Below are 21,228 nucleotides of genomic sequence, written 5' to 3' on the forward strand. Positions count from 1 at the left end.
AAAACAGGCCATCCGAAGCATGTGCAGGTAAAGCGCGCGTTGCACGCGCCCGGCGGTGACTTGAGTGGCTTGCCTTGAGTGACCGTCGCCTCCTTTCGCGAAGTCTACTGAAGAGAGAAATTTTTAGCTACCATCGGACTACTCCTATTTGTCGGATAGATACGACGTATTGTGGCGATTGGATGCAGGTGCAGCAAAATTCATTGCCGCAGCATTGGCGGGCTATCGGAGCCGGGTGCGAGTCAATATCCGGTAAGACGTCCCGCACTGCGTTTCCTTACATCGCGAGCCTTGTGGTGGGCGGCGCAATGTTGAATCCATAGTTGTGTTATCGGCCGCAAAATTACCTGGTTTAGCGTTTGGGTAACAATTTGATCTACGTCCTGTTCATGCAAGGAATAACCCGATTCTTAATAGATGGGCCGATGTAAGCCAATCAATCACGCAATCGTTTGCTTGCGGATTAATCGTCGGCGACAGCGCGGTTGTTAATCGGCTTTCAGAAATACTTACCGATTGTTGGGTGTCCCAATCGAGAAAAAACCCGGTAAGCTCGTCTCTTTGCGCCGCGTGTTCACGTGCTCTTTCGTGCGCATATCGAGTCTCCTGCCCGATACGCGCTTCGCATTTCCGGCCTTGCATGCTCAATCCAGTCAGTCTTCTGTTCGTGACCGCGCTGTCGGGCGTCATGGCGACCGCGATGCTGTGCTCGCTGCTGCGCGCGGCGATCCCGGGCGTGGCGTGGTGGATTGCCGCGAACGCGGTGGCGATCGTCGCGGTGGTGTGCGTGGCCGGGCAAGGTCATATCGCGCCGTGGATCTCGATCGTGCTCGCGAACCTGCTGGTGTCGGTCGCGCTGCTGTTCATGCTCGACGGCTGCCATCGCTTTCTGGGCCGTCGGCGCCTGCTCGCCGACGTCTATCTGGGCGTGGCGGGCACGCTCGCCGGCCTGATCTACTGGACCTACGTGTCACCGGACTTCGCGGCGCGGGTCGCGATGATGTCCGCGTTCAACCTCTATATCTATGCGCAGGTTGCGTGGGTGATGTGGCGCGGCCGGCCATTGAAGCGATCGGCTTACAGCTATTACTTCCTGATCGTGTCGAGCGTGCTGTTCTGCATCGGGCATCTGGCGCGCGGCGCGATGTACGGCTTCGGCCAGATGGATCAGCACAGTCTGTTGCAGGCGACGCCGCTCAATATCGCCTTTCTCGCGATCGGCATTCTGGCGCTGCCGTGCATGACGATCGGCAGCGTGATGCTGGCGCATGACCGCATGGCGACGCGTCTCGAAACGCTCGCGAATATCGACGACCTAACCGGTTCGCTGGCGCGACGCGCGTTTCTCGCGCGGGCGCAGGCGGCGCTCTCGACGGCGGCGCGGGCGCAGCGCCCGCTGTCGCTGGCGATCATCGATATCGATCGCTTCAAGTCGATCAACGACACGCACGGCCACGCGGTCGGCGACAGCGTGTTGCGGCACTTCACGGCGTTCGTCGAAAGCCATTTGCGGCCGGACGATCTGTTCGGCCGGCTGGGCGGCGAGGAGTTCGGCGTGATCTGCCCGGCAACGGATCTGCGCGAGGCGGTCGCGGTGCTGGAACGGTTGCAAGAGCAACTATCGGCGCTGGAGCAGCCATTGCCGGGCGTCGCGGCTTATACCTTCAGCGTCGGCGTCGATGAATATCGCGGCGGAGATACCTTATCCGTATTGATGGCCCGCGCCGACGCCGCGCTGTACGTCGCCAAGGCGTCCGGCCGCAACCGCGTGATCGCGGCGATGCCGTCGGGCGACCGTTGCGCGGGCAACGACCGGCCGCTCGATAGCGGTGTAATCAACCTGAATCGCGAAGATATGCCGGCAGCGTGAATGCGCGACTCGCAGGTCATTTAGCGGTAATCGATAAAGATTAAATACTGCGACATCGAAGAGTTTGAAAAAATAAGCGAAGATCGGCCTTCAATTTCACGCGTCGATTGCCGTTAAAGGCAATGACGGAGTGCCGCGATAACGCCCAAACCTACTTCTATGCTTTCGACCACGCCGCATAGTCTGTCCGACGCCGGGTTCCGGGATGGATTCCATCGGCGCTCGCTGGAGCATCAGCGCCCGTTATCGACGGTAACGATGGCGTTTACCGTCGTCGCGTTCCTGACTTTCGTTGTGATGCGCAGTTTCGTGTCCGGGCCGACGTCGCCGCTCGTGTTCCGGCTCGCCTGCGCGGTCGCGCTCGCGCTGCTGGTCGTCGCGCTGCCGCGCACCAACACGCCGACCCAATTCGGCGCGATCGGCGTGGCTTACATGATGGTGCTGCTCGGCGGCGTCGCGCTGAATGTCGTGGGTGTCAGCGATCCGCTGCTGTGGACGCTGCCCGCGGTGATCGTGATTCCGGTGTGCGCCGCGCCGCTGTGGCTCACGCCGGTTCACTTCTTTATCGGCACGCTGATCTGGTACGCGGCCGGTTTGCCGCTCCTGCTCGGCGAGCCGCATCCGCGCGATGTCCAGATCGTATCTTGGATGTGGGCGATGATCGGCGTACCGACCGCCGCTGTCTTTCATTTCGGTTTCTACTGGTTCCGGCGCGGTCATTACCTGCTCGAAAACCAGCTGACCCAACTCGCCGCCACCGATCCTTTGACCGGCCTGCAAAACCGTCGCGCGTTCGTCGAACAGGCGGAGCGCAGGCTCGACTCGCTGAAATCCAACGCGCGGACCAGCGCGATTTTCGTCGATATCGATCACTTCAAATCGCTGAACGACCGTTTTGGGCACGCGATGGGCGACCAGGCGCTGTTCCAGGTCGCGCAGGTCTTGATGGAGCAGAGCGCCGCGCACGATTCCGTCAGCCGGATCGGCGGAGAAGAGTTCGCGGTCCTGCGGCCGGCCGGTCTCGCGGACGCGGTCGCGCTCGCAGAACAGTTGCGCTCCGCCATCACGACGATCGCGCGGCCGGACGGCTTTCTGTCGGCGAGCTTCGGCGTCGCCGAACATCGTCCGGGCGAAAGCATTCTGTCCTTGCTCGATCGCGCCGACGAGGCGTTGTTGCGCGCGAAGCAGTCGGGCCGCAACCGCGTCTGCGCGGAGCGCGCAATGCCGGTGGAGATAGCGCCGGCACCGACCGGTGCGCAGGCGGTTCGGCAGCGTTGGCAGGACTATTACCTCGTGTCGCATTTTCAGCCGCTGTACAGCCTGTCGCATCAGAAGCAGGTCGGCTTCGAGGCCTTGCTGCGCGGCGAACTCGCCGACGGCTCGACCGTGCCGCCGGTGGTGCTGTTCGCGCCGCGTCTGCTCAGCGACGAGGGCGCGCTCGACCGCGTCAGTCACGCAGTGCATCTCGCGAACGCGCGCCGCGCGATTCCCGACGATGCATGGCTGTTTCTGAATATCCTGCCTGCCACCTTCGTCGCGCACGGTTACGCGGACGAACTGGCGATGCTGGTACGCGAAGCCGGTCTCGAACCGGAGCGCGTGATTCTGGAGATTCTGGAGTCGCACGGCGGCAGCGTCGACGACATGTCGCGGGCGGCGGCGCGGTATCGCGAGTTGGGCTTCCTGATCGCCGTCGACGATTTCGGCGCGGGTCAGTCGAACCTGGATCGGCTGTTCCGGATCAAGCCCGATCTGGTGAAGCTCGACGGCGAACTGATTCGCGCGACGAGTCCGGGCGCGCAACAGCCGATCTTGCCCAAGCTGGTTTCGCTGCTGCATCAGGCCGGGATGCTGGTGGTGGTGGAAGGCGTCGAAACCACCGAGGAACTGATCCTCGCCATCGAATCGAATGTGGATTTCGCGCAAGGCTATCTGCTCGGCCGGCCGTCGCCGGAAGTGACCCCGCCCGACTCGATGCATCGTCAGATCGACCTTGCGTTCGATGCGATTGCGCAAGGCCGCGCGCAGCAGCATGCGTTGTTCGAAATGGAAGTGCGGCCGTATCGCGACGCGTTGAGCGCCGCCGCCAACGCGTTGATGGGCGGCGCGACGATGGAGCGCGCGTTTGCGACGCTGGCCAAGCTTCCGCGCTGCGTCAGCTGTTTTATCCTCGACGATACCGGGCGGCAGATTGGCGGCGAAGTGGCGGGCGTCGGGTACACCGAGCGTGCGGATTCGCTGTATCCGGTGTCCGATCCGCGCGATGCGCGCTGGGACCACCGGCCGTATTTCCGCAATGCGGTGTTGTTGCCGGGCGTGCCGGTGGCGAGCAATCCTTATCTGTCGCTGGCCAGCGGGCGGCCGTGCGTCGCGGTGACGGTGGCGATCCAGTCGGGCGGCCAGCGTTCGGTGCTCGGCACCGAACTCGACTGGTCGTCGCCGGATCTGCCGTGGCCCGCCAGCGATTGACACGCTGACGCCGCTCAGACTTGCGATTTGCCGCGACGGAACAGCACGCGCCAGATTGCGCCGATCAACAGCGAGCCCGCACCGACGGCGACGCCGGCCAGCATGATTTCGCTCATATGATCGCGCACCAGCGGCACGTTGCCGAACAGATAGCCGGCCACAGTCAGCGACACGATCCACAACGCCGCGCCCGCCGCCACGAACGGCACGAACCGTGCAACCGACATCCGCGAAACGCCCGCAGCGAACGGCGCAAACGTGCGCACGACAGCGAGAAACGGCGACACCAGAAACGTCAAACCGCCGCGCGCTTCGTAAAACGCATGCGCGCGACGCAGTGCCTGCTTGTCGAGCCACCGGTAGTTCGCGGTGTAGACCTTCGCGCCGATTGCCCGCCCGATCGCATAATCGACCAGACTGCCCGCGACCGTGGCCGCGAACAGAACGGGAATCACCGCCCATAGATCGAGCGCGCCGGTCGCGGCGAACGCGCCGCACAGGAAAATCAATGGATCGCCGGGCAGGAAAAACAGCGGCAGAAAAGCGATTTCGACGAAGATGATCGCGAACAGCATCGCGTAGACGGCTGTACCGTATTCGGCGATCAGCCCGCCGAGGTGGCGGTCGAAGTGCAGCGCGGTTTGCAGGACGTGCATCAGATCCATCGCGGCGTGGTCCGGTTAAGAGGGGCGGTGGCAAGCGTTCGCGCAGTGTAGTCGCGTGGACGGGCGGCGCGTGATTTTCGACGGAATTCGATGCGTCTGGACAGGAGGGACGGCGTATGCAGCAGGCTTTCGGCGTGAGCTTCCGGATTGCCGGACCACGCGATGTGCAGACGGTGCGCGATGTCGAATACGACGCGGCGCAACGGTTTGTCGATGTCGGCATGACCGGCATCGCCACTGCGCCGCCGATGGACGAAGACTTCGTGCGTCGGCGGATCGATGCGGCGCAGGTGATCGTGGCTGTCGACGACGCGGGGCGGGTCGGCGGTTTCGTGATGTTCGCGCGCGTGTCGGGCGAGGGCTCGAACCCTGCGTCGGACCATGTGCCGGACGATGCCCGGATCTATATCGAAGAACTGGATGTGCTGACCGCGTGGGCAGGTCGTGGAATTGGCGCGTTGCTGATCGAACGGGTGGCGGAACGCGCGTGCGCCGAAGGAACGGGCCGGCTCGTGCTATCGACGTTTCGCGACGTGCCGTGGAACGCGCCTTACTATCGGCGACTGGGCTTTGCGACGCTCGACGACGCGCAGCTCGACGCCGACATGATGGCGCGCCGCAAGCGGCATGCGGCGCAAGGGCTCGATGTGTCGAAGCGCGTTTTCATGGTGAAAGTGCTAAACGAGCCCGATGCAGCGTGAGTTGCGACGGGCGTTTTCGCGAACCATGCATACGCCGTTTAACGCGTGGCGATATCGATCCACATCATGGCCGACAACACGAGCGAGAGCGTACCGAAGATCAGGGATCCCGGAACCGCGATCCAGCGAAAGCACTGTCCCGACTCGATGAAATAATGAAACTTCTCCATGGTGAAGACTCCTTGGCGTTGAAAAGGCGCGTCGATCGAAGCGCCGGGTTTAGCTCGTGTGGTAGTGCAACGTAGCGAACAGGATAGCAACCACGGCTGTCAAAAAAATGGAGATCGACGTCACTGCGCGAGTTCGGGTTGCGGATCGTCGGGTGCGGCGAAGGTGCGGCTTCATCGTTTCCGTCATCACGATCGTCGACGCCATGAACGCGAGACAACAGAAAAACGCCGCTGCCAGCTCGAGCCACGTTGATACACCGTGCTTCTCCAGTTCCGTGACGGCTTCGTAGGTTGCGGCGGCGGACAGCGCGATCGTCGACCACAGCAGTTGACCGTCTTTTATCGATTCGACGATCAGATTCCTGGCGAATGTTAAGCCGTGCGTCGGCGCGACGAGCGCGAGCGTGAAGATCGGGCCGAGCAGCGGCACGCCGAGATTGAGCAGGATCCAGAAGAAGAAGTTCATCTGCCGATCCTAACGGCGCGGATCGCTGCGCGACAGCTGGCCGGATGGCCAACGCTGTGTCGGGCAGCGGCGTCCAGAACGACGAAGCCCCCTGGAACCTCACGGTTCCAGGGGGCTTCGTGTACCGATGTGCCGGTCTTGCTGCACCGGCTGCTTAGGCCTTTATTCCACCGTTTCCAGCGACGGGTAATCCACGTAACCCGTCTCGCCGCGCGCGTAGAACGTTGCCGGAACCGGCGCGTTCAGCGGCGCGTCGAGTTCGAAGCGGCGCGGCAGATCCGGGTTCGCGATAAACAGCACGCCCCACGCGACAGCATCCGCTTCGCCCGCGTCGAGCACCTGTTGCGCCGATGCCTTCGTGAACTTTTCGTTGGCGATATACACGCCGCCGAACGCCGCTTTCAGCTGCGGGCCGAGACGGTCGTCGCCGAGTGCTTCACGCGCCGCGATAAACGCGATCTTGCGCTTGCCGAGTTCGCGCGCCACGTAGCCGAACGTGCCCGCCAGATCGGAGTCGCCCATCGTGTGCGAGTCGCCGCGCGGGGCAAGGTGCACACCGACGCGGCCAGCGCCCCACACGTCGATACATACGTCGGTGACTTCGAGCAGCAGGCGCGCGCGGTTTTCGATCGGGCCGCCGTAGATGTCGGTGCGCTTGTTGGTGCTGTCCTGCAGGAACTGGTCGAGCAGATAGCCGTTGGCGCCGTGCACTTCGACGCCGTCGAAACCGGCCGCCTTCGCGTTTTCCGCGCCCTTGCGATATGCCGCGACGATCCCGGCGATTTCCGGCAGTTCGAGCGCACGCGGTGTCACGAATGCCCGTTGCGGACGCACGAGGCTGACGTTGCCGCCTGCTGCGATCGCGCTCGGTGCGACCGGCAATTCGCCGTCGAGGAACACCGGATCCGAAATGCGGCCCACGTGCCACAGTTGCAGCACGATCTTGCCGCCGGCCGCGTGAACAGCCTCCGTCACCTGTTTCCAGCCTTCGACCTGCTCCTGCGACCAGATGCCGGGCGTTTCCGCATAACCGACGCCCATCGGCGTCACGGACGTGGCTTCGCTGATGATCAACCCCGCCGACGCGCGTTCCGCGTAGTAACGGGCCATCAATGCGTTCGGCACGCGGATGTCGCCGGCGCGCTGACGGGTCAGCGGCGCCATGACGATGCGGTTCGACAGCGAGAGTTCACCAGCCTGAAGCGGGTCAAAAAGAGTCGGCATAACAGTTCACCTTTCCTGGCGGGCGCACGGCCCGCGATGAGTGACAAAGCGTAATAGGACGCGGATGACGCAGCTTCCCGCTGCGGATTACAGATCCGCTTTCATGTGTTCGAGAAACGCGTGGATGACGGTTTCGTTGCGCTTGAAAAACACCCACTGGCCGACCTTTTTCGACGTCACGAGCCCCGCGCGCTGCAGCGCGGCGAGATGCGCGGATACCGTGGACTGCGAGAGCCCACAGAACGTGTCGAATTTGCCCGCGCAGACACCGTGGTCCAGCGGCAATTCCTGGTCGGCGAAATGCAGATGCGGCTCTTTCAGCCGCGCCAGAATCTCGCGGCGGATAGGGTTGGCAAGTGCCTTGTGGATCGCGTCGATGTCGATCGTCATCAGTTGCTTCCGTGCATGAATGACCGGCGACGCAACCGCGGGACCGTTGTCCGGCGTGCTGCATCGCTTCGGTTCGAAGTATATATCGTAATTCTACGATATGCTCAAAGCCCCACCGTCAATGGGGGCGATAGGTGCCGGCCGTGAACGACGCATGGTTGGTAGCGGATTGGGTCAGCGCCACGCCGGCCGGGCACCGGACAGCAGCGAGAAGCTCGGGGCACGCATTACCGCCTGGCTGCGGCGACGGCGGCGGCATCGACAAAGGTTGCCACGTCGCGGTTAATGGATCGCGGATCGCGGGCCGGGATGCGGCGCACTCGCTGATTCACGACATCGACATGATGCGTTTTCTGCTCGGCGATATCGTCGATGTGCAGGCGCTGACGTCCAACGCAGTGCGGGGCTTCGAAGTCGAGGACACCGCCGCCGTGATCCTGCGATTCGCGAATGGCGCGCTCGGCACGCTGGCCGTGTCCGATTGCGCGGCGTCGCCATGGAACTGGGACCTCGCCGCGGGCGAGGCGGCGCACTATCCGCGTCAGCAGGTGAACACGCATTTCGTGTCTGGCACGGATGCATCGCTCACGTTGCCGCAACTCGACGTCTGGGAATATCGCAGCGGCAAAGGCTGGCACGAACCACTGACGCACGAGCGCACCACGCCGCACAGCGGCGACCCCTACGCGGAGCAGTTGCGCCATTTCGCGGAGGTGATGGCGGGCAACGAAACCCCGATCTGTTCAGGCGAGGACGCGGCACGCACGCTGGCCGCGACGTTTGCCGTGCATCGCGCGGTGGCGGCGGGCGCACGGGTCGCACCGGCGCTTTGATACGTTTCAACCGGACTCTAAGGGTTAAGCCGTGTTTGAATAAAATAGTAAAATGGAATAGTATTCAACAAAGCTGGATGTCACCCTCAGGATGAAGCGGATTGGCAATGAAGCGCGAACCGATGCTCGAATGTGATGTGCTGGTACTGGGCTCTGGCGCAGGTGGCCTCGCCACGGCGGTCACCGCCGCCGTGCGAGGGTTGCGGGTCATCGTCGCGGAAAAGGAGGCGGTGTTCGGCGGCACGACGGCGTGGTCCGGCGGCTGGATGTGGATACCCGGCAATCCGCTCGCCGTGCGCGCCGGCATCCATGAAGACATCGACGCGCCGCGCACCTATCTGCGCAACGAGCTTGGCCCGCATTTCGACGCGGCAAAGACCCGCGCGTTGCTGAACCACGGTCCGCAGATGGTCGAGTTTTTCGAGCGCAATACGTCGACGCGTTTCGTCGATGGCAACTGGATTCCGGACTTTCACACGTCGGAAGGCGCGGGAACCGGCGGCCGCTCGATCTCCGCGATGCCATTCGACGGTCGTGAACTGGGCGCGCTGATCGACACGCTGCGGCCGCCGCTTCGCGAGACCACGCTCAAGGGTATGGCGATCGCGTCCGGCGCCGATCTCGCTCATTTCTTCAACGCGACACGGTCGCTGCGTTCCGCGCTGCATGTCGCGCGAAGATTGACGACGTTCGCGCTGCATACGCTTCGCTATGGACGCTCGATGCATCTGGTCAACGGTCACGCGCTGGTCGCGCGTTTGCTGAAGTCGGCTGCGGATCACGACGTCGATCTGCGCGCAAATGCAAAAGCCGTGAGTCTGATTTACGAAGCCGGGCGCGTGGTGGGCGCGCACATCGAGATGGATGGTGTCGTCAAGGAAGTGCGGGCCGCGCGCGGTGTGGTGCTGGCCTGCGGAGGCTATCCGCATGACGTGGCGCGCCGTGCGCGAACCTTCGATTACACGCCGTCGGGCGTCGAGCATTGGTCGGCCGCACCGTCGTCCAATACCGGCGACGGCATCCGCCTCGGCGAGGCGGTCGGCGGTCATTTCGATGCCGCGCTAAGCGCGCCCGCCGCGTGGGCGCCGGTGTCGCTCGTGCCGCAACAAAACAACGCGCCACCGGTTGCGTTCCCGCATCTGGTCGAGCGCGCCAAGCCGGGCGTGATCGCGGTCACGCGCGCGGGTAAGCGCTTCGGTAATGAGGCCTCGTCGTATTACGACCTGATGAGCGCGCTGTTCGACGCGACGCCGCAACGCGAAGAAGTGTGCGCTTGGCTGATCTGCGACCACCGGTTCCAGCGCCGCTATGGCCTGGGCGTGTCAAAGCCGTTTCCATTTTCGACCGGTTCGTATCGGCGTTCCGGGTATCTGAAGCGCGCGGGGAGTCTCGCTGAACTCGCCGTGCAATGCGGTATCGATCCGCAAGGTCTCACCGACACGGTGGCGGCCTACAACCTCCACGCGAAACACGGACTGGACCCGCAGTTTCATCGCGGCGCCACGCCGTACAACCGCGTGCAGGGCGACCCACGACACACACCGAATCCGTGCGTCGCGCCGCTCGAAAACGGGCCGTTCTACGCAGTCAAACTGCTTCCCGGCAGCCTCGGCACTTTCGCCGGGCTGGCGACCGATGCCGCCGCGCGCGTCCTCGACAGCGACCGTCGGCCCATCGCCGGTCTATACGCGACGGGCAACGACAGCGCCAGCATGATGGGCGGCTGCTATCCGGCGGGCGGCATCACGCTCGGTCCGGCGATGACCTTCGGTTACATCGCGGGACTTACGCTGGCCGGCGCCGCACGAGCGGATGCGGCAGCGGACTTTTTAAATCACGTACAAGGACATATGCAATGACGCTCTATGACGTAGTGACACTGACCGTGAAAATCGGCGCGAATGCGCAGGTGTTCGAAAGCATCAAGGCAAGCGGCGATCAACCTGGTTCGCGATTGCTCGGCTGCTGGTATTCCGATATCGGTACGCTCGGGCAAGTGCTGGTGTTGCGCGGTTTCGAATCGGAAGCCGCGCTGGTCACCGAGCGCAAGCGCATGCTGCTCGAAGGCAATCCGCTCGGCTGTGGAGAGTTCGTCACCGACGTGAAGATCGACAGCTATTCGCTGTTCCCGTTCCTGCCGCCTGTCGAACCCGCCGTGCACGGCGGCATCTATGAAATGCGGGTCTACGGAACGAAACTCGCGAGCCTGCAGCACACGATCGACGCATGGGAAAAGGCGTTGCCGGAACGCACCGCGCGCTCGCCGCTCATCGGTGCGATGTATTCGCTCGACGGCGCCGTGCCGCGCTTTCTGAACATCTGGCCGTACGCGAGCGTCGATGAGCGTTCGCGGATTCGCGCCGAAGCGGTGAAGGACGGCATCTGGCCGCCCAAGGGCGGCCCCGCGCATCTGACGACGATGGAATCGACGATCTGCGTGCCCGCGCCGTTTTCGCCGCTGCGTTGAGCGCGAAGCACGCTGGAACGAATAACCGGATTCAAGGAAACGACATGACACAGCACAACACGCGGCCGCTCTCCCTCTCGGCTTTGACGGCGCTCGAACTGACGCCGCCGCAGATGGTCGAGTGCGCCGCGCAGGCCGGCTACGACTATGTCGGGCTGCGCCTGTTGCCTGCCACCGATCACGAAGTGCGGCATGAGATCGTCGGCGATACGCCGTTGAGACGCGAGACGCTTGCGCGCTTGCGCGATACCGGCATCAAGGTGCTCGACGTCGAGATTCTGCGTCTGAAGCCGGAGACGAATGTCGCCGACTACACGCCGATGCTCGAAACCGGTGCGGAACTCGGTGCCCGCTACGTGCTGGTGGCCGGCAACGATCCCGACGAAGCGCGCACCGCGGACCGGCTCGCGCAACTCTGCGAGCTTGCGAAGCCGCTGGGATTGTCGCCGTCGCTCGAACCGATGCCGTGGACCGACGCGAAGGACATCACGCAGGGCGCGCGTATCGTCAAGGCGGCGGGCTGCAGTAACACCGGTCTTATCATCGATCCGATTCACTTCGACCGCGCCGGGTCGTCGATCGAAGAACTCGCGGCGTTACCGCGCGAATACTTCGGTTACGTGCAGTTTTGCGATGCACCCGCCGAGCGTCCGGTCGACCTCGATACGCTGCTTTTCCAGGCGCGCTGCGAGCGGATGATTCCGGGCGAGGGCGGGATCGACCTCGCCGCTATTCTGCGTGCGCTGCCCGATCATCTGCCGCTCAGCATCGAGGTGCCGACCGAACATTGGGCGAAGACCGCGCCGGCGCTCGAACGCGCCCGCAAGCTGCGCGAGGCGACCCTCGCTGTGCTGGCGCAAACCTACGCGGCCCGCTGACGCGCGCGCTTCACGCGTGACCCATTCGCAGTTCGCGCCAACGCCCCGCGCAAGACGGGGCGCGAACTGCCGTTCGTCGTCGGTAACAACAAAAAACGATCCGGAGACAACCCATGAAGGTTTCATTCAACGCCGCCGTGCCCGACGCGCGGGCGGCGCGTGCGATCGACGAGCAAAAGCTGCTCGGTCTCGCATTCGGCGCGCTGGGCGCGGGCATGCTGCACGCGAACTGGGGCTTCGGCGAGGTGTTCACGGCGCTCGCGATTCCCGCTGCGGTAGGCGCCGCCGCGGTGCTGCTGAAGGGCGCGCGACATCGCAGTCCCGTGCTGCGGGTCGAGACCGCCCGCCACCAGGCGGACGCGCGGGCCACATCGGGATGCGGGTCGCTTGAATTCCGATGTGGAATCGTGTTCTCATTCGGTATCTAAGTCGAACTGAGAGTGGAATATGGCGGGGAATCTCGAGCGGGCGCTGGCGATCATCGAATTGCTGGCAAAGCAGGGCGGCAGCATGCAACTGGCCGCGATCGCCGACACGCTGAACATCCCGCGTAGCGGAACTCATCGCCTGCTGGCCGAACTCAGCGAACAAGGTTTTGTGCGGCAGGACGATCATGGCGAGTACGTGCTCGCGCTGAAGCTCGTGTCGCTGGCATTGATCTGGCTGTCCACGGGCGGCGTGCTCGATATCTCGCAACCCGTACTCGACCGGCTCGCTACGGCGTCGGGCGAACTGGCGCGGCTCGGCGTGGTCGAGGACGATCACATCACGTTTGTCGGCAAGGCGCAGGGCGCCAAATCCGGTTTGCGATACGACCCGGACATGGGCAGCCAGCCGCCGCTGCATTGCACCGCGAGCGGACAGGCATGGCTGTCGACGATGAGCGACGAGGAAGCGCTCGAACTGGTGTCGCGCCAAGGCGGAATCGCCAAGGCAGGGCAGACCGGGCCGCGCGCGCCGAAGTCGATCCAGCAGTTCCTGCAGGATCTGGCGGGCGCACGCAAACGCGGCTACGGCGTCGCGAGCGACACGTACGAGGTGGGAATGACGTCGATGGCCGCCGTGGTCCGTCATCCGGTCACGGGGCTGGCGGTCGGCGTGGTGAGTCTCGCCGGACCGACGAGCCGTCTGCCGGAGGCGCGTTTGAAGGCGCTTGCGCCTGCGCTGCTCGAAGCCGTGTCGGATATGAGCGCGGCCACGCTCAGCTCGCCGTATTTCAAGCGCAGCCTGAAAGTTGCGCCGGTCGTGACCAACGTGCAGCCCGTCGTGGCGAAACGCAAGGGCCGGCCCAAGGCGGCCTGATCGCGGGTGTGCCGGACTTGCCCGTCCGGCTCAAGCATCCGTGGCTTAGCGCTCGCGCAGGCATCTGTTCCGTGACGGCGTTCGCCGCACGTCTCGCTGCATCGAACAACGGCCGTACACGCGCCGAAAACACGTGAAAAAACGGGCGCCGTCGAGGCGCCCGCAACTCACGTTCTCCCAGTACCCGCGACGGAATTCAGGCAGTCGCCCGCCGATCCGGCGCGCTCGATTCAGACTGCGTTGACTCGGGCCGATCTCCCGTGGCCTAGGCTACATATTTGGCGATCCGCCAGCCGAAAACGAGCGCGGGGCCGAGCGTGGTCCCGGGGCCTGGATAAGTGCCGCGAAAGATCGATGCGAGGTCGTTGCCGCATGCGTACAGGCCCGGTATCACGTGACCATCGTTATCGAGCACCTGGCCGTTGGCGTTGCCCGCCAGCCCCGCGCTACAGGCGAGGTCGGCAGGCCACACCGTCACCGCATAGTACGGGCCGGCGCCGATCGGACGGATGCAGGGATTGGGCTTCTGCGAGGCGTCGCCGTTGAACCGGTTCATCGGGCTCGCGCCGCGATGAAACGCCGGGTCTTCACCCTTTATCGCGTCGCGGTTATAGCGGGCGACCGTGCGTTCGAGTCCCGCTGGATCGACACCCAGTTTCGTAGCCAGTTCGGCCAGTGTCGCGCCTTTGATCAGGTAGCCCGCCTTTTCGAAACGGGCGATGCGACTACGGCTTCGATCGCGCATCAGCAGTCCGAGGCCGTAATCGCGAATGAACGCCGCGTCCACGATCAGATGAGCGGGCACGCTGTCGCCCTTCGCGTCGCGCAACATCCCCATCACGAAGTCGTGATACGAGTCCGACTCGTTGACGAAGCGCTCGCCGCGGCGGTTCACCGCAATCAGTCCGGGTTTCGCCCGATCGAGAATGATGTGCGGCCACACGGCGTCCTGGCCGTTGCCCGAGCGCAGGATCGAGCAGGGCATCCAGAGACCGGGGCTGTCGTGGCCATCGTTGAGCTGCGCGTTGATCTTCAGCGCACTGCCGACGCCGTCGCCGGTATGCGTGTCGGGCGACAGCGACAACGGCTGCGCGCCCACGGGAAACAGCTGCTTGCGCAACACCGGATGACGGGTAATGCCGCCGGTGGCCAGCACCACGCCGCGCCGCGCGCGAATCCGCTTGCGTCCGACGCCTTTCTGCTCGACGACCGCGCCGGTGACTTCGCCTTGCTCGATCACCAGTTCGATCAGCGGCGTGTCGAAGCGCACTTCCACGTTCTGTTTGCGCAAGCTGTAGAAGAGTCTCGCCGCCAGCGCATTGCCCATCACGAGTTGCGTGCCACGTGGATAGCGCAGCCGGTCGAGCATATAGCGGCCCACGACGGCCAGCGTGCGCGAGAGGTTTTTCTTCGAGGCGAACGGCGCGAGCAGCGCGTCGAGATCGGTGCGCGCCACCATCATGCCGCCCAGCCCCATGAACTCCTTGCGCGGCGGTCTCACGCGGACGAACGCGTCGCCGAGCAGCCGGCCGTCGAATGCGACCGGCGCCAGCGCGCGACCGCCGAACGCGGCGCCCGGCCCCGACACGTAGTCCGGATGGGCCGTGGCCGCGACGAACTTCACGTCGCTGATGCGCTGGAGTTCGTCGATTGCGGTCGGGCAGCTTTCCAGAAACGCGTCGCGCGCTTCGTCGCCGCCCCGCTCGCCGACCACCGAGGCGAGGAAGCGCCGCGCGTCGTCGACGCTGTCAGGCACACCGGCGCTCGCGCTCAGGCTCGTGCCCGGCACCCACGTGGTACCGCCGGAGGTGGAGGTGATGCCGCCCACCGCGTCGGTCTTTTCGCATACGAGCACCTCGATGCCTTCTTGTCGTGCCACCAGCGCAGCGGTCATGCCGCCCGCGCCGGCACCGAACACCAGCAGATCGGTTTCCTCGTCCCACTGCGTTTGCGTTGCCTGGTCCATCGCTTTGCCGTCTCCTTGTGCTGCGCACGGAAATATATAGAACTAATTTTCTTAGTGGAATAGTATTCTATAAAACGCAAAAATCAAAGTTTTACACATTGGAGGAGCAAGCGATGCGGGTTCTGGTAACGGGCGGAAGCGGCTTTCTTGCCGCGTGGATCATGCGGCGTCTGCTGGCGCGCAATCTCAGCGTGCGCGCATTCGACATGCGTTGCGACTCGCGTTTGCTGGCCGAACTCGCGCCGCGCAAATCAATCTGATCGGCACGCTGAACGTGTTCGATGCCGCGCGCAATGTCGGTCTGCGCAGCGTGCTGTACGCGAGCAGCGCAGGCGTGTTCGGTCCCGACGACGGCGCGCAGCCTCATCCCGAGACGCACTACGGCGCATTCAAACTGGCCTGCGAGGGATCGGCGCGCGCGTACTGGAACGACTGCGGCGTGGCCAGCATCGGTTTCCGGCCACTCGTGGCGAAGATCCTTTTACTGGACGAACCGCTCGCGGGTCTCGCTGAAGCGGATCGTGAGATCGTTGCGCCTGCGGAAGTCGCGGCGCATCCGGAAGTCATCGAAGCGTATATGGGTCGCTCGAAGCTGACGCTGCCGGTTGCCGAGCGGGTGACTACGCGCGAGGTGCGCGCAGCGTCGACCAGGCCGCTTCTCACGATCAGGAACCTGAATGCCGGCTACGGCGGCAACACGATTCTCGACCGCCTCGACCTCACGCTCAACACAGGCGAGGTGGTGGCGATTCTCGGTCGTAACGGCGTCGGCAAGACAACGACGCTGCGCGCCGCCACCGGCATCGTGCAGGTCGATTCCGGCTCGATCACGTTCGACGGGCACGACATCACCAACCAGCCGAGTCATGTGATCAACCGGCTCGGCCTTGCGATGGTGCCGGAAGGACGACGGCTTTTTCCGAACCTGACGGTCTATGAAAACCTGCGGCTTGCCGCGCGCAAAGGCGGCGTGAGTGTCGACGGGATCGATGCGCTGTTCCCGCGCGTTGATGGCACCGGCCAAAGCGATCCTGCTCGACGAGCCGTTCGAAGGACTCGCGCCGGCTGTCGTGCAGGAAGTGCTCGATGCCGTGGTGCGCTTACCCGACCGCGCGAGTGTCGTCATCGTCGAGCATCAGGCGGATATGGTCTTGCCGATCGCGGACCGGGTGTATGTGCTCGTCAACGGACGCGTCGCGTATCAGAACACCGCCGAAGCGCTGGAACGCGACGAGTTCACGCAGGCGAGGCTGCTCGGCGTGATGCATGACGATGCGACGCTCGATCCGGAAGTGAAGACCGCGTGATCGAAGCTGCGGCGCCGCTGTGTCGTCGCTACGCTTTTCCAGGCCGTTTCGGACTGCGTCGCGAGTCCGGTTCGACCGGAATGAGCAGACGCTCGACGCGCTGCGAAAGCCATTTTGCACCGCCGTAGCAGTCGAACACCCGGCGCGCGTAAACCAGCATCGTCGCGCCTGCGATACCCAGCGCAATCGCGCCGATCAGCGAAAGCGCATCGCTCTCCAGATAGGCGATGGTCGCGCAGGACAATCCGGTGAGCAACGCGAACGGCCCGATAAACAGGAACGCTGCGCCGATCCGGTAGCGTCGCAGCGCGGGGCGCGAGCCGGTTACTTCGTGGCCCGGCAGGGTTGCGCAACTATCAAGGTACGAACGCATATCGTATTTCTGGGCAGCTTTGAGTAGAGCTAAAACGGATAGGGATGCCTAACGGTCGCCGCGTCGCGTGAGCGTCGCTCGATCCACAATGCCGCAGCCGCTGTGACTGTGCGGCGCGTTTCAAACGTTTTAACGGCCTCACGCCAAAAATCTTGAAGCGTCGCAATCTTCCGCAGTATTCCAAATCGGGAATGGGAAGGGCATGCGAACGCTGCGCCAATGGGCCGTTGTCCGAAATAGCCCCGTTAGCCGGCGGCGATGAAATCGAGTGGCGCCTTGGCCAGTTCGGCCGCGATGAAATCGACGAACGCGCGGCCTGCGAGGCGGGTGGTCCGGCCCATCGGGAAATAGGCGTGCACGGGGAGTTCGGCCATTTTCCAGTCGGGCAGCACGTGCACGAGTGCGCCGTTGTCGATTTCCGCGCGGCACGCCCACGATGTCGTCGATACGATGCCGAGTCCTGCGACCGCTGCGGCGAGCGCGCCGGCGGTGTCGTTGGTTGCGACGTGCGGTTGCAGATCGATCGACGCGCGCTCGCCGTCGCGCTCGAATTGCCACGACGACGCCTGCGATCCGGCCGGTCCGCCGACCACGCGATGCAGCGCGATATCCTCGGGTAACACGGGCGTGCCATGCCGGGCGAGATAAGCGGGCGCCGCCGCCACCACCCGATGCATCGTGCCGATCAGTCGCGCGGTGCCCGCCGAATCCGGCAGACTGCCGACGCGAATGCCGACATCGACCGCTTCGCGAATCATGTCTTGCCAGCGGTCGTCGAGCATCACCTCGAGCCTGAGCAGCGGATGACGTTCGGTAAACGCCGAAAGGCGCGGCATCACGACGCGAATCGCCATGGTCGACGGCATTGCGAGGCGTAGCACGCCGCGCAGTTCGCCCGTCTCGCGCACGCTGTTTTCCGCATCGTCGATCGCCGCGAGTATCGGCTCCATGCGCGAAAGAAATTCCAGTCCTGCTTCGGTCGGCATCACCGCGCGCGTGGTTCGCGTGAGCAGGCGCGCGCCAAGCCCCGCTTCGAGTTCGGCAATCATTCTCGACACCTGCGATTGCGCCAGTCCGCATTCCCGCGCGGCCGCCGAAAAACTGCCGAGCCGCGCAACGCGGGTGTAAAGCCTGAATGTCAGAACGTCTTTCAAGCGCGTCTCCAGTCTTCAGCGGCCACGGGATCGATACCCCGTGTTGCGCGGCATCGATGCTCAATCAGCATAAATGTTAGCCGAATCCAGGGGCTACCGGCCGTCCGCGCGATACGCGATATTGACTGCACCGGAACGCGAACCGCCGGTCACGAAAGCGGTTCGACGCAGCCGAAAACACAGTCATTGAACGAAACGATCCAGCTCTGTTTGATAAGGAATATTCATCATGTCGAAGAAAGTTCTCATTACTGGCGCGACCGGCGATACCGGGCGCGCAACCGTCCGCGAGTCGATTGCACTCGGTCTGAATGTGCGGGCGATGGTCCGTCGCAAAGATGAACGTTCCACCGCGCTCGAAGCGTTGGGCGCGGAAATCGTCGTCGGCGATCTGCTCGAGATCAACACCGTTCGCGACGCGATGGAAGGCGTGGATGCCGCGTATCTCGTATGGCCGGTTCAGCCGGGTCTGATCAACGCAACCGTGAATTTCGCGCAAGCCGCGAAGGAAACCGGCGTCAAGACAGTGATCAACCTGTCGCAACGGTCGGCCAATCGCGAATCGGGCAGTGACTCGTGCCGCGATACGTTTATCGCCGAGGAAGTGCTCAACTGGTCGGGTCTGCCGGTGATACACCTTCGTCCGACGTATTTCCTCGAATGGCTGCTGTATCCGTGGCAGTTGCCGTATCTGCAGAAAGGGATCTTGCGGATGCCGGTCGGCAAAGGACGTCACTCGCCGATCGCGGCAGCGGATCAAGGCCGCGCAATCGCTGCGTTGCTGAAGGATCCCGACGCGCATATCGGTACGACGATTCCGCTTTCCGGGCCGGTCGAAATGGACCATCAGCAGATGGCGGCCGAGTTGTCGGAAGCGCTGGGTCGAAAAATCGTGTTTCAGGATCTGCCGGTCGATGAATATTGCCGCTCGATCGAGGCAATGGGCGTGCCGCCGTATATCGTTCAGCATCTGGGCGGCGCAATGAATGACTTTCAACATGGCCACATGTCCGGCGCGGATAACAACGTAGAAACGATCACCGGCCGCCGCTCGATGACGGTGGGTGAATTCGCCCGCCTTCACGCGAACACGCTCAACGCTCAATGACGCCAACCGGAACCGTCGATCCAATCGTTCGTATCGCTGATTGAATTCACGAAATCAGCACGCAGCAACGCATTCAACCCGTTTTCTCACATCGAACCACCGAGGTCATCATGGATTTTCTCGATACGCTACTCCGCCGCAATGCCGAATTTGCCGAAACCGGCTTTTCCCCCGACCTGAAAATACTGCCGTCGCAACGCACGATGATCATCGGTTGCGTCGATCCCCGCGTCGATCCGATGGACGTGCTGAAACTCGAACCCGGCGAAGCGGCGGTGATCCGCAATGTCGGCGGACGCGTGAATCCAGCGCTGCTCGAAACGATGGCGATTCTCGGCACGGTGTCACGTGCGGCTGGGGAAGCGGTGGGCGCCGGATGGAATCTGGTGCTGCTCCAGCACACCGACTGCGGGATTGCCGGTTGCTACCATCACGCGCCCGCGTTGCTGGCAAAGCATATGGGCGTCGCGGACGACACGCTCGACGACCTCGCGATCACCGACCCGTATCGGGCGGTTGCGCTCGACGTGGCGTCGCTCAAGGCGAACCCGAATCTGCCGGGCGGCTTTACCGTCAGCGGACTGGTCTACGACGTGAAAACGGGCCTCGTGGAGACCGTCGTTCCGCCGGCGCGGTTGCGGCCCGATGCGGAACCCGCATGACGCGGCCGCAACGATGCCGGGCGGGTGTCAATGGTGGCGGTGATAGCCGTCCGGCGGCCTGGTGTCGATGCGCGTGGTGTCGAAGATTTGATGCATCTGTTTGAGCAGCGCAATGCAGCGGTCGCCTTCGGGTGTGGTCACGGTCTTTGCTGCAATCACATTCGTCTCGTCCCACAGACGCTCGAATTTGTCGCGCGCGATGTCGCCGGTCAGCTTCGACGCCACGAGGTCGTTGAAGTCGCGTTGAATAGCATCCAGCGACCGCGACGGTCGTCCCGTATTTTCAGACATTCTCAGACCCTGCATGGACGCGATAAGGGAGCGGGCAGCACGGTACCGTGTGTCGCGAAGCGCAGGGTGAGCGGCGCGTGTCGGGTGACGACACGATGCTTTTCCGCAGACGAATGCGCGTCCGAACAGGCCGCTCAAACGAATCTCATGATACGGCGCACATGTCGCGCATCAAAATAGAACGTACCGCGTCACGGTTCCAAAGAACCGCGTGGCGGGTCGGGTGGAGTCTTGTCGGGTAGTGGAATGTGCGGCGAGCGCGGCGTTGTCGGCGTCCGGTCGCGGACGCGTCGAAACCGGTCACGCGAACCAGGCGTTTGCGTCGAATGCGACCTGCGCCTGTTCGGGCAATGTCTTCGCGCGTTGACGATAGGGCGCCGCGCTGCCGTTGCTGCGATCCGCGCTCATCACGAGAATCTCGACAATGGCCCGAGTGGCGACACTGGTATCGAGTCGTGAAATCTCGGCGATTTTGGCCCAGCGGCAATGCGTGATTTCATTGCGCGGTGCGAGGCGCGTGGCCTCCGAATACCCCGCGAGAAAAACGTGATGGCAGGTATTGATGCCGTTGACGGCGAAGATGTACCGAACGTCCGTTGCGTGCAGCGACGTTTCTTCCAGCAACTCGCGGCTCGCGGTTCGTTGCAATGCTTCACCCGTTTTCGGCCGTCCGCCCGGCAGCGACCAGCGCGCGCCGTCGCGGCTGACGAGAAGCAGGCGAGTGCCCGACGAACACACAACAGTCGCACGTTGTTTCACGGCATGTCTCTTCCGGTTGGGCGGGGCGCTGTTTGCCCTCTGCCTGTTTCAGCGGCGAGTTCCCTTCGCCATATGGTCGAAGATGATGGGTGTGAACTGTGACTTTCCCGTGACAGGCTCATCGGCGATGCGTCCATGTGTGTCGTGCTGCGCATCGGTGCGCGGGCCATTCG

General features: G+C 63.6%; 21 protein-coding genes and 3 pseudogenes. 14 read left to right on the plus strand and 10 right to left on the minus strand.

Features of this window, described 5'->3' with window-relative positions; genetic code table 11:
• Positions 1-640 precede the first annotated feature (640 nt).
• Together PW947_RS11430 and PW947_RS11435 are read left to right on the plus strand one after the other, a co-directional pair.
• Positions 641-1,870, plus strand: coding sequence for a GGDEF domain-containing protein (locus PW947_RS11430; RefSeq protein ID WP_299631700.1), 1,230 nt, complete (start codon positions 641-643; stop codon positions 1,868-1,870).
• 159 nt (positions 1,871-2,029) lie between these two features.
• The gene (locus PW947_RS11435) at positions 2,030-4,339 is read left to right on the plus strand and encodes a bifunctional diguanylate cyclase/phosphodiesterase (RefSeq protein WP_299631701.1); all 2,310 of its coding nucleotides are present in this window, start codon (positions 2,030-2,032) and stop codon (positions 4,337-4,339) included.
• Between the two features lie 14 nt (positions 4,340-4,353).
• Here the strand turns inward: PW947_RS11435 and PW947_RS11440 are convergent, their stop codons facing one another.
• Complete coding sequence (locus PW947_RS11440; protein WP_299631702.1) at positions 4,354-5,004, minus strand: VTT domain-containing protein; 651 nt, start codon at positions 5,002-5,004, stop codon at positions 4,354-4,356.
• Between the two features lie 116 nt (positions 5,005-5,120).
• Between PW947_RS11440 and PW947_RS11445 the strand changes: the two genes are divergently transcribed.
• Positions 5,121-5,705 carry a GNAT family N-acetyltransferase gene (locus PW947_RS11445; protein ID WP_299631703.1) on the plus strand — a complete coding sequence of 195 codons (585 nt, stop codon included), beginning with the start codon at positions 5,121-5,123 and terminating at the stop codon, positions 5,703-5,705.
• A 38-nt stretch (positions 5,706-5,743) separates the two neighbouring features.
• On the opposite strand, the gene PW947_RS11450 is transcribed toward PW947_RS11445, so the two are convergent.
• The 4 genes from PW947_RS11450 to PW947_RS11465 all read right to left on the minus strand — a co-directional run bounded on the left by PW947_RS11450 (position 5,744) and on the right by PW947_RS11465 (position 7,955).
• Complete coding sequence (locus PW947_RS11450; protein WP_299631705.1) at positions 5,744-5,875, minus strand: hypothetical protein; 132 nt, start codon at positions 5,873-5,875, stop codon at positions 5,744-5,746.
• Between the two features lie 49 nt (positions 5,876-5,924).
• Positions 5,925-6,341, minus strand: coding sequence for a hypothetical protein (locus PW947_RS11455; protein WP_299631707.1), 417 nt, complete (start codon positions 6,339-6,341; stop codon positions 5,925-5,927).
• A 162-nt stretch (positions 6,342-6,503) separates the two neighbouring features.
• The gene (locus PW947_RS11460) at positions 6,504-7,565 is read right to left on the minus strand and encodes an alkene reductase (protein WP_299631708.1); all 1,062 of its coding nucleotides are present in this window, start codon (positions 7,563-7,565) and stop codon (positions 6,504-6,506) included.
• Between the two features lie 87 nt (positions 7,566-7,652).
• Positions 7,653-7,955, minus strand: coding sequence for a metalloregulator ArsR/SmtB family transcription factor (locus tag PW947_RS11465; protein WP_299631709.1), 303 nt, complete (start codon positions 7,953-7,955; stop codon positions 7,653-7,655).
• 320 nt (positions 7,956-8,275) lie between these two features.
• On the opposite strand from PW947_RS11465, the pseudogene PW947_RS11470 reads away from it, so the two are divergent.
• The 6 genes and pseudogenes from PW947_RS11470 to PW947_RS11495 form a co-directional block, all read left to right on the plus strand.
• Positions 8,276-8,788 (plus strand): annotated as a pseudogene (locus tag PW947_RS11470) (Gfo/Idh/MocA family oxidoreductase); the annotation flags it as partial.
• Between the two features lie 107 nt (positions 8,789-8,895).
• Positions 8,896-10,647: an FAD-dependent oxidoreductase gene (locus tag PW947_RS11475; protein ID WP_299631711.1), complete on the plus strand. Its 1,752-nt coding sequence runs from the start codon at positions 8,896-8,898 to the stop codon at positions 10,645-10,647.
• Complete coding sequence (locus PW947_RS11480) at positions 10,644-11,255, plus strand: NIPSNAP family protein (protein WP_299631713.1); 612 nt, start codon at positions 10,644-10,646, stop codon at positions 11,253-11,255. Before PW947_RS11475 ends, PW947_RS11480 begins: the two co-directional genes overlap by 4 nt.
• 44 nt (positions 11,256-11,299) lie before the next feature.
• Positions 11,300-12,133: a sugar phosphate isomerase/epimerase gene (locus PW947_RS11485; protein ID WP_299631715.1), complete on the plus strand. Its 834-nt coding sequence runs from the start codon at positions 11,300-11,302 to the stop codon at positions 12,131-12,133.
• Positions 12,134-12,246: 113 nt separating this feature from the next.
• Entirely contained in the window at positions 12,247-12,561 is a 315-nt protein-coding gene (locus PW947_RS11490; RefSeq protein WP_299631716.1) for a hypothetical protein, read from the plus strand.
• A gap of 19 nt (positions 12,562-12,580) precedes the next feature.
• Positions 12,581-13,435 carry an IclR family transcriptional regulator gene (locus tag PW947_RS11495; protein ID WP_299631717.1) on the plus strand — a complete coding sequence of 285 codons (855 nt, stop codon included), beginning with the start codon at positions 12,581-12,583 and terminating at the stop codon, positions 13,433-13,435.
• Positions 13,436-13,700: 265 nt separating this feature from the next.
• On the opposite strand, the gene PW947_RS11500 is transcribed toward PW947_RS11495, so the two are convergent.
• Positions 13,701-15,401, minus strand: coding sequence for an FAD-dependent oxidoreductase (locus PW947_RS11500; protein ID WP_299631718.1), 1,701 nt, complete (start codon positions 15,399-15,401; stop codon positions 13,701-13,703).
• Positions 15,402-15,514: 113 nt separating this feature from the next.
• Here PW947_RS11500 and PW947_RS31225 point away from each other — a divergent pair.
• From PW947_RS31225 to PW947_RS11515, 3 genes and pseudogenes are all read left to right on the plus strand, one after another.
• Positions 15,515-15,870 (plus strand): annotated as a pseudogene (locus PW947_RS31225) (SDR family oxidoreductase); the annotation flags it as partial.
• Positions 15,868-16,353 (plus strand): annotated as a pseudogene (locus PW947_RS11510) (ATP-binding cassette domain-containing protein); the annotation flags it as partial. The pseudogenes PW947_RS31225 and PW947_RS11510, both read left to right, overlap by 3 nt.
• Before the next feature lie 58 nt (positions 16,354-16,411).
• Positions 16,412-16,708, plus strand: a complete 297-nt coding sequence (locus PW947_RS11515) for a hypothetical protein (RefSeq protein WP_299631787.1) — start codon at positions 16,412-16,414, stop codon at positions 16,706-16,708.
• Positions 16,709-16,736: 28 nt separating this feature from the next.
• Here the strand turns inward: PW947_RS11515 and PW947_RS11520 are convergent, their stop codons facing one another.
• Positions 16,737-17,081, minus strand: coding sequence for a hypothetical protein (locus PW947_RS11520; RefSeq protein ID WP_299631721.1), 345 nt, complete (start codon positions 17,079-17,081; stop codon positions 16,737-16,739).
• Between the two features lie 245 nt (positions 17,082-17,326).
• The gene (locus PW947_RS11525) at positions 17,327-18,235 is read right to left on the minus strand and encodes a LysR family transcriptional regulator (RefSeq protein WP_299631722.1); all 909 of its coding nucleotides are present in this window, start codon (positions 18,233-18,235) and stop codon (positions 17,327-17,329) included.
• A gap of 229 nt (positions 18,236-18,464) precedes the next feature.
• Here PW947_RS11525 and PW947_RS11530 point away from each other — a divergent pair, with 229 nt between their 5' ends.
• Together PW947_RS11530 and PW947_RS11535 are read left to right on the plus strand one after the other, a co-directional pair.
• A complete protein-coding gene (locus PW947_RS11530; RefSeq protein ID WP_299631723.1) occupies positions 18,465-19,343 on the plus strand; it encodes an NmrA family NAD(P)-binding protein in 879 nt (292 codons plus the stop codon).
• Positions 19,344-19,453: 110 nt separating this feature from the next.
• Positions 19,454-20,005, plus strand: coding sequence for a carbonic anhydrase (locus PW947_RS11535; RefSeq protein WP_299631724.1), 552 nt, complete (start codon positions 19,454-19,456; stop codon positions 20,003-20,005).
• Between the two features lie 27 nt (positions 20,006-20,032).
• On the opposite strand, the gene PW947_RS11540 is transcribed toward PW947_RS11535, so the two are convergent.
• Entirely contained in the window at positions 20,033-20,434 is a 402-nt protein-coding gene (locus PW947_RS11540; RefSeq protein WP_299631726.1) for a hypothetical protein, read from the minus strand.
• A gap of 162 nt (positions 20,435-20,596) precedes the next feature.
• Positions 20,597-21,055, minus strand: a complete 459-nt coding sequence (locus PW947_RS11545; protein WP_299631728.1) for an NUDIX domain-containing protein — start codon at positions 21,053-21,055, stop codon at positions 20,597-20,599.
• Between the last annotated feature and the right edge of the window lie 173 nt (positions 21,056-21,228).

Source organism: Paraburkholderia sp. (genome assembly GCF_028283785.1).
In the GTDB taxonomy this organism is placed as follows: domain Bacteria; phylum Pseudomonadota; class Gammaproteobacteria; order Burkholderiales; family Burkholderiaceae; genus Paraburkholderia.

What these genes read in the sequence shown, in the direction of transcription:
- PW947_RS11500 (WP_299631718.1), bottom strand. Translation starts at nt 15,401, where the DNA reads ATGGACCAGGCAACGCAAACGCAGTGGGACGAGGAAACCGATCTGCTG.
- PW947_RS11475 (WP_299631711.1), top strand. Translation starts at nt 8,896, where the DNA reads ATGAAGCGCGAACCGATGCTCGAATGTGATGTGCTGGTACTGGGCTCT.
- PW947_RS11440 (WP_299631702.1), bottom strand. Translation starts at nt 5,004, where the DNA reads ATGGATCTGATGCACGTCCTGCAAACCGCGCTGCACTTCGACCGCCAC.
- PW947_RS11435 (WP_299631701.1), top strand. Translation starts at nt 2,030, where the DNA reads ATGCTTTCGACCACGCCGCATAGTCTGTCCGACGCCGGGTTCCGGGAT.
- PW947_RS11445 (WP_299631703.1), top strand. Translation starts at nt 5,121, where the DNA reads ATGCAGCAGGCTTTCGGCGTGAGCTTCCGGATTGCCGGACCACGCGAT.
- PW947_RS11485 (WP_299631715.1), top strand. Translation starts at nt 11,300, where the DNA reads ATGACACAGCACAACACGCGGCCGCTCTCCCTCTCGGCTTTGACGGCG.
- PW947_RS11460 (WP_299631708.1), bottom strand. Translation starts at nt 7,565, where the DNA reads ATGCCGACTCTTTTTGACCCGCTTCAGGCTGGTGAACTCTCGCTGTCG.
- PW947_RS11450 (WP_299631705.1), bottom strand. Translation starts at nt 5,875, where the DNA reads ATGGAGAAGTTTCATTATTTCATCGAGTCGGGACAGTGCTTTCGCTGG.
- PW947_RS11520 (WP_299631721.1), bottom strand. Translation starts at nt 17,081, where the DNA reads ATGCGTTCGTACCTTGATAGTTGCGCAACCCTGCCGGGCCACGAAGTA.
- PW947_RS11530 (WP_299631723.1), top strand. Translation starts at nt 18,465, where the DNA reads ATGTCGAAGAAAGTTCTCATTACTGGCGCGACCGGCGATACCGGGCGC.
- PW947_RS11495 (WP_299631717.1), top strand. Translation starts at nt 12,581, where the DNA reads ATGGCGGGGAATCTCGAGCGGGCGCTGGCGATCATCGAATTGCTGGCA.
- PW947_RS11515 (WP_299631787.1), top strand. Translation starts at nt 16,412, where the DNA reads ATGGCACCGGCCAAAGCGATCCTGCTCGACGAGCCGTTCGAAGGACTC.
- PW947_RS11465 (WP_299631709.1), bottom strand. Translation starts at nt 7,955, where the DNA reads ATGACGATCGACATCGACGCGATCCACAAGGCACTTGCCAACCCTATC.
- PW947_RS11535 (WP_299631724.1), top strand. Translation starts at nt 19,454, where the DNA reads ATGGATTTTCTCGATACGCTACTCCGCCGCAATGCCGAATTTGCCGAA.
- PW947_RS11480 (WP_299631713.1), top strand. Translation starts at nt 10,644, where the DNA reads ATGACGCTCTATGACGTAGTGACACTGACCGTGAAAATCGGCGCGAAT.
- PW947_RS11430 (WP_299631700.1), top strand. Translation starts at nt 641, where the DNA reads ATGCTCAATCCAGTCAGTCTTCTGTTCGTGACCGCGCTGTCGGGCGTC.
- PW947_RS11490 (WP_299631716.1), top strand. Translation starts at nt 12,247, where the DNA reads ATGAAGGTTTCATTCAACGCCGCCGTGCCCGACGCGCGGGCGGCGCGT.
- PW947_RS11455 (WP_299631707.1), bottom strand. Translation starts at nt 6,341, where the DNA reads ATGAACTTCTTCTTCTGGATCCTGCTCAATCTCGGCGTGCCGCTGCTC.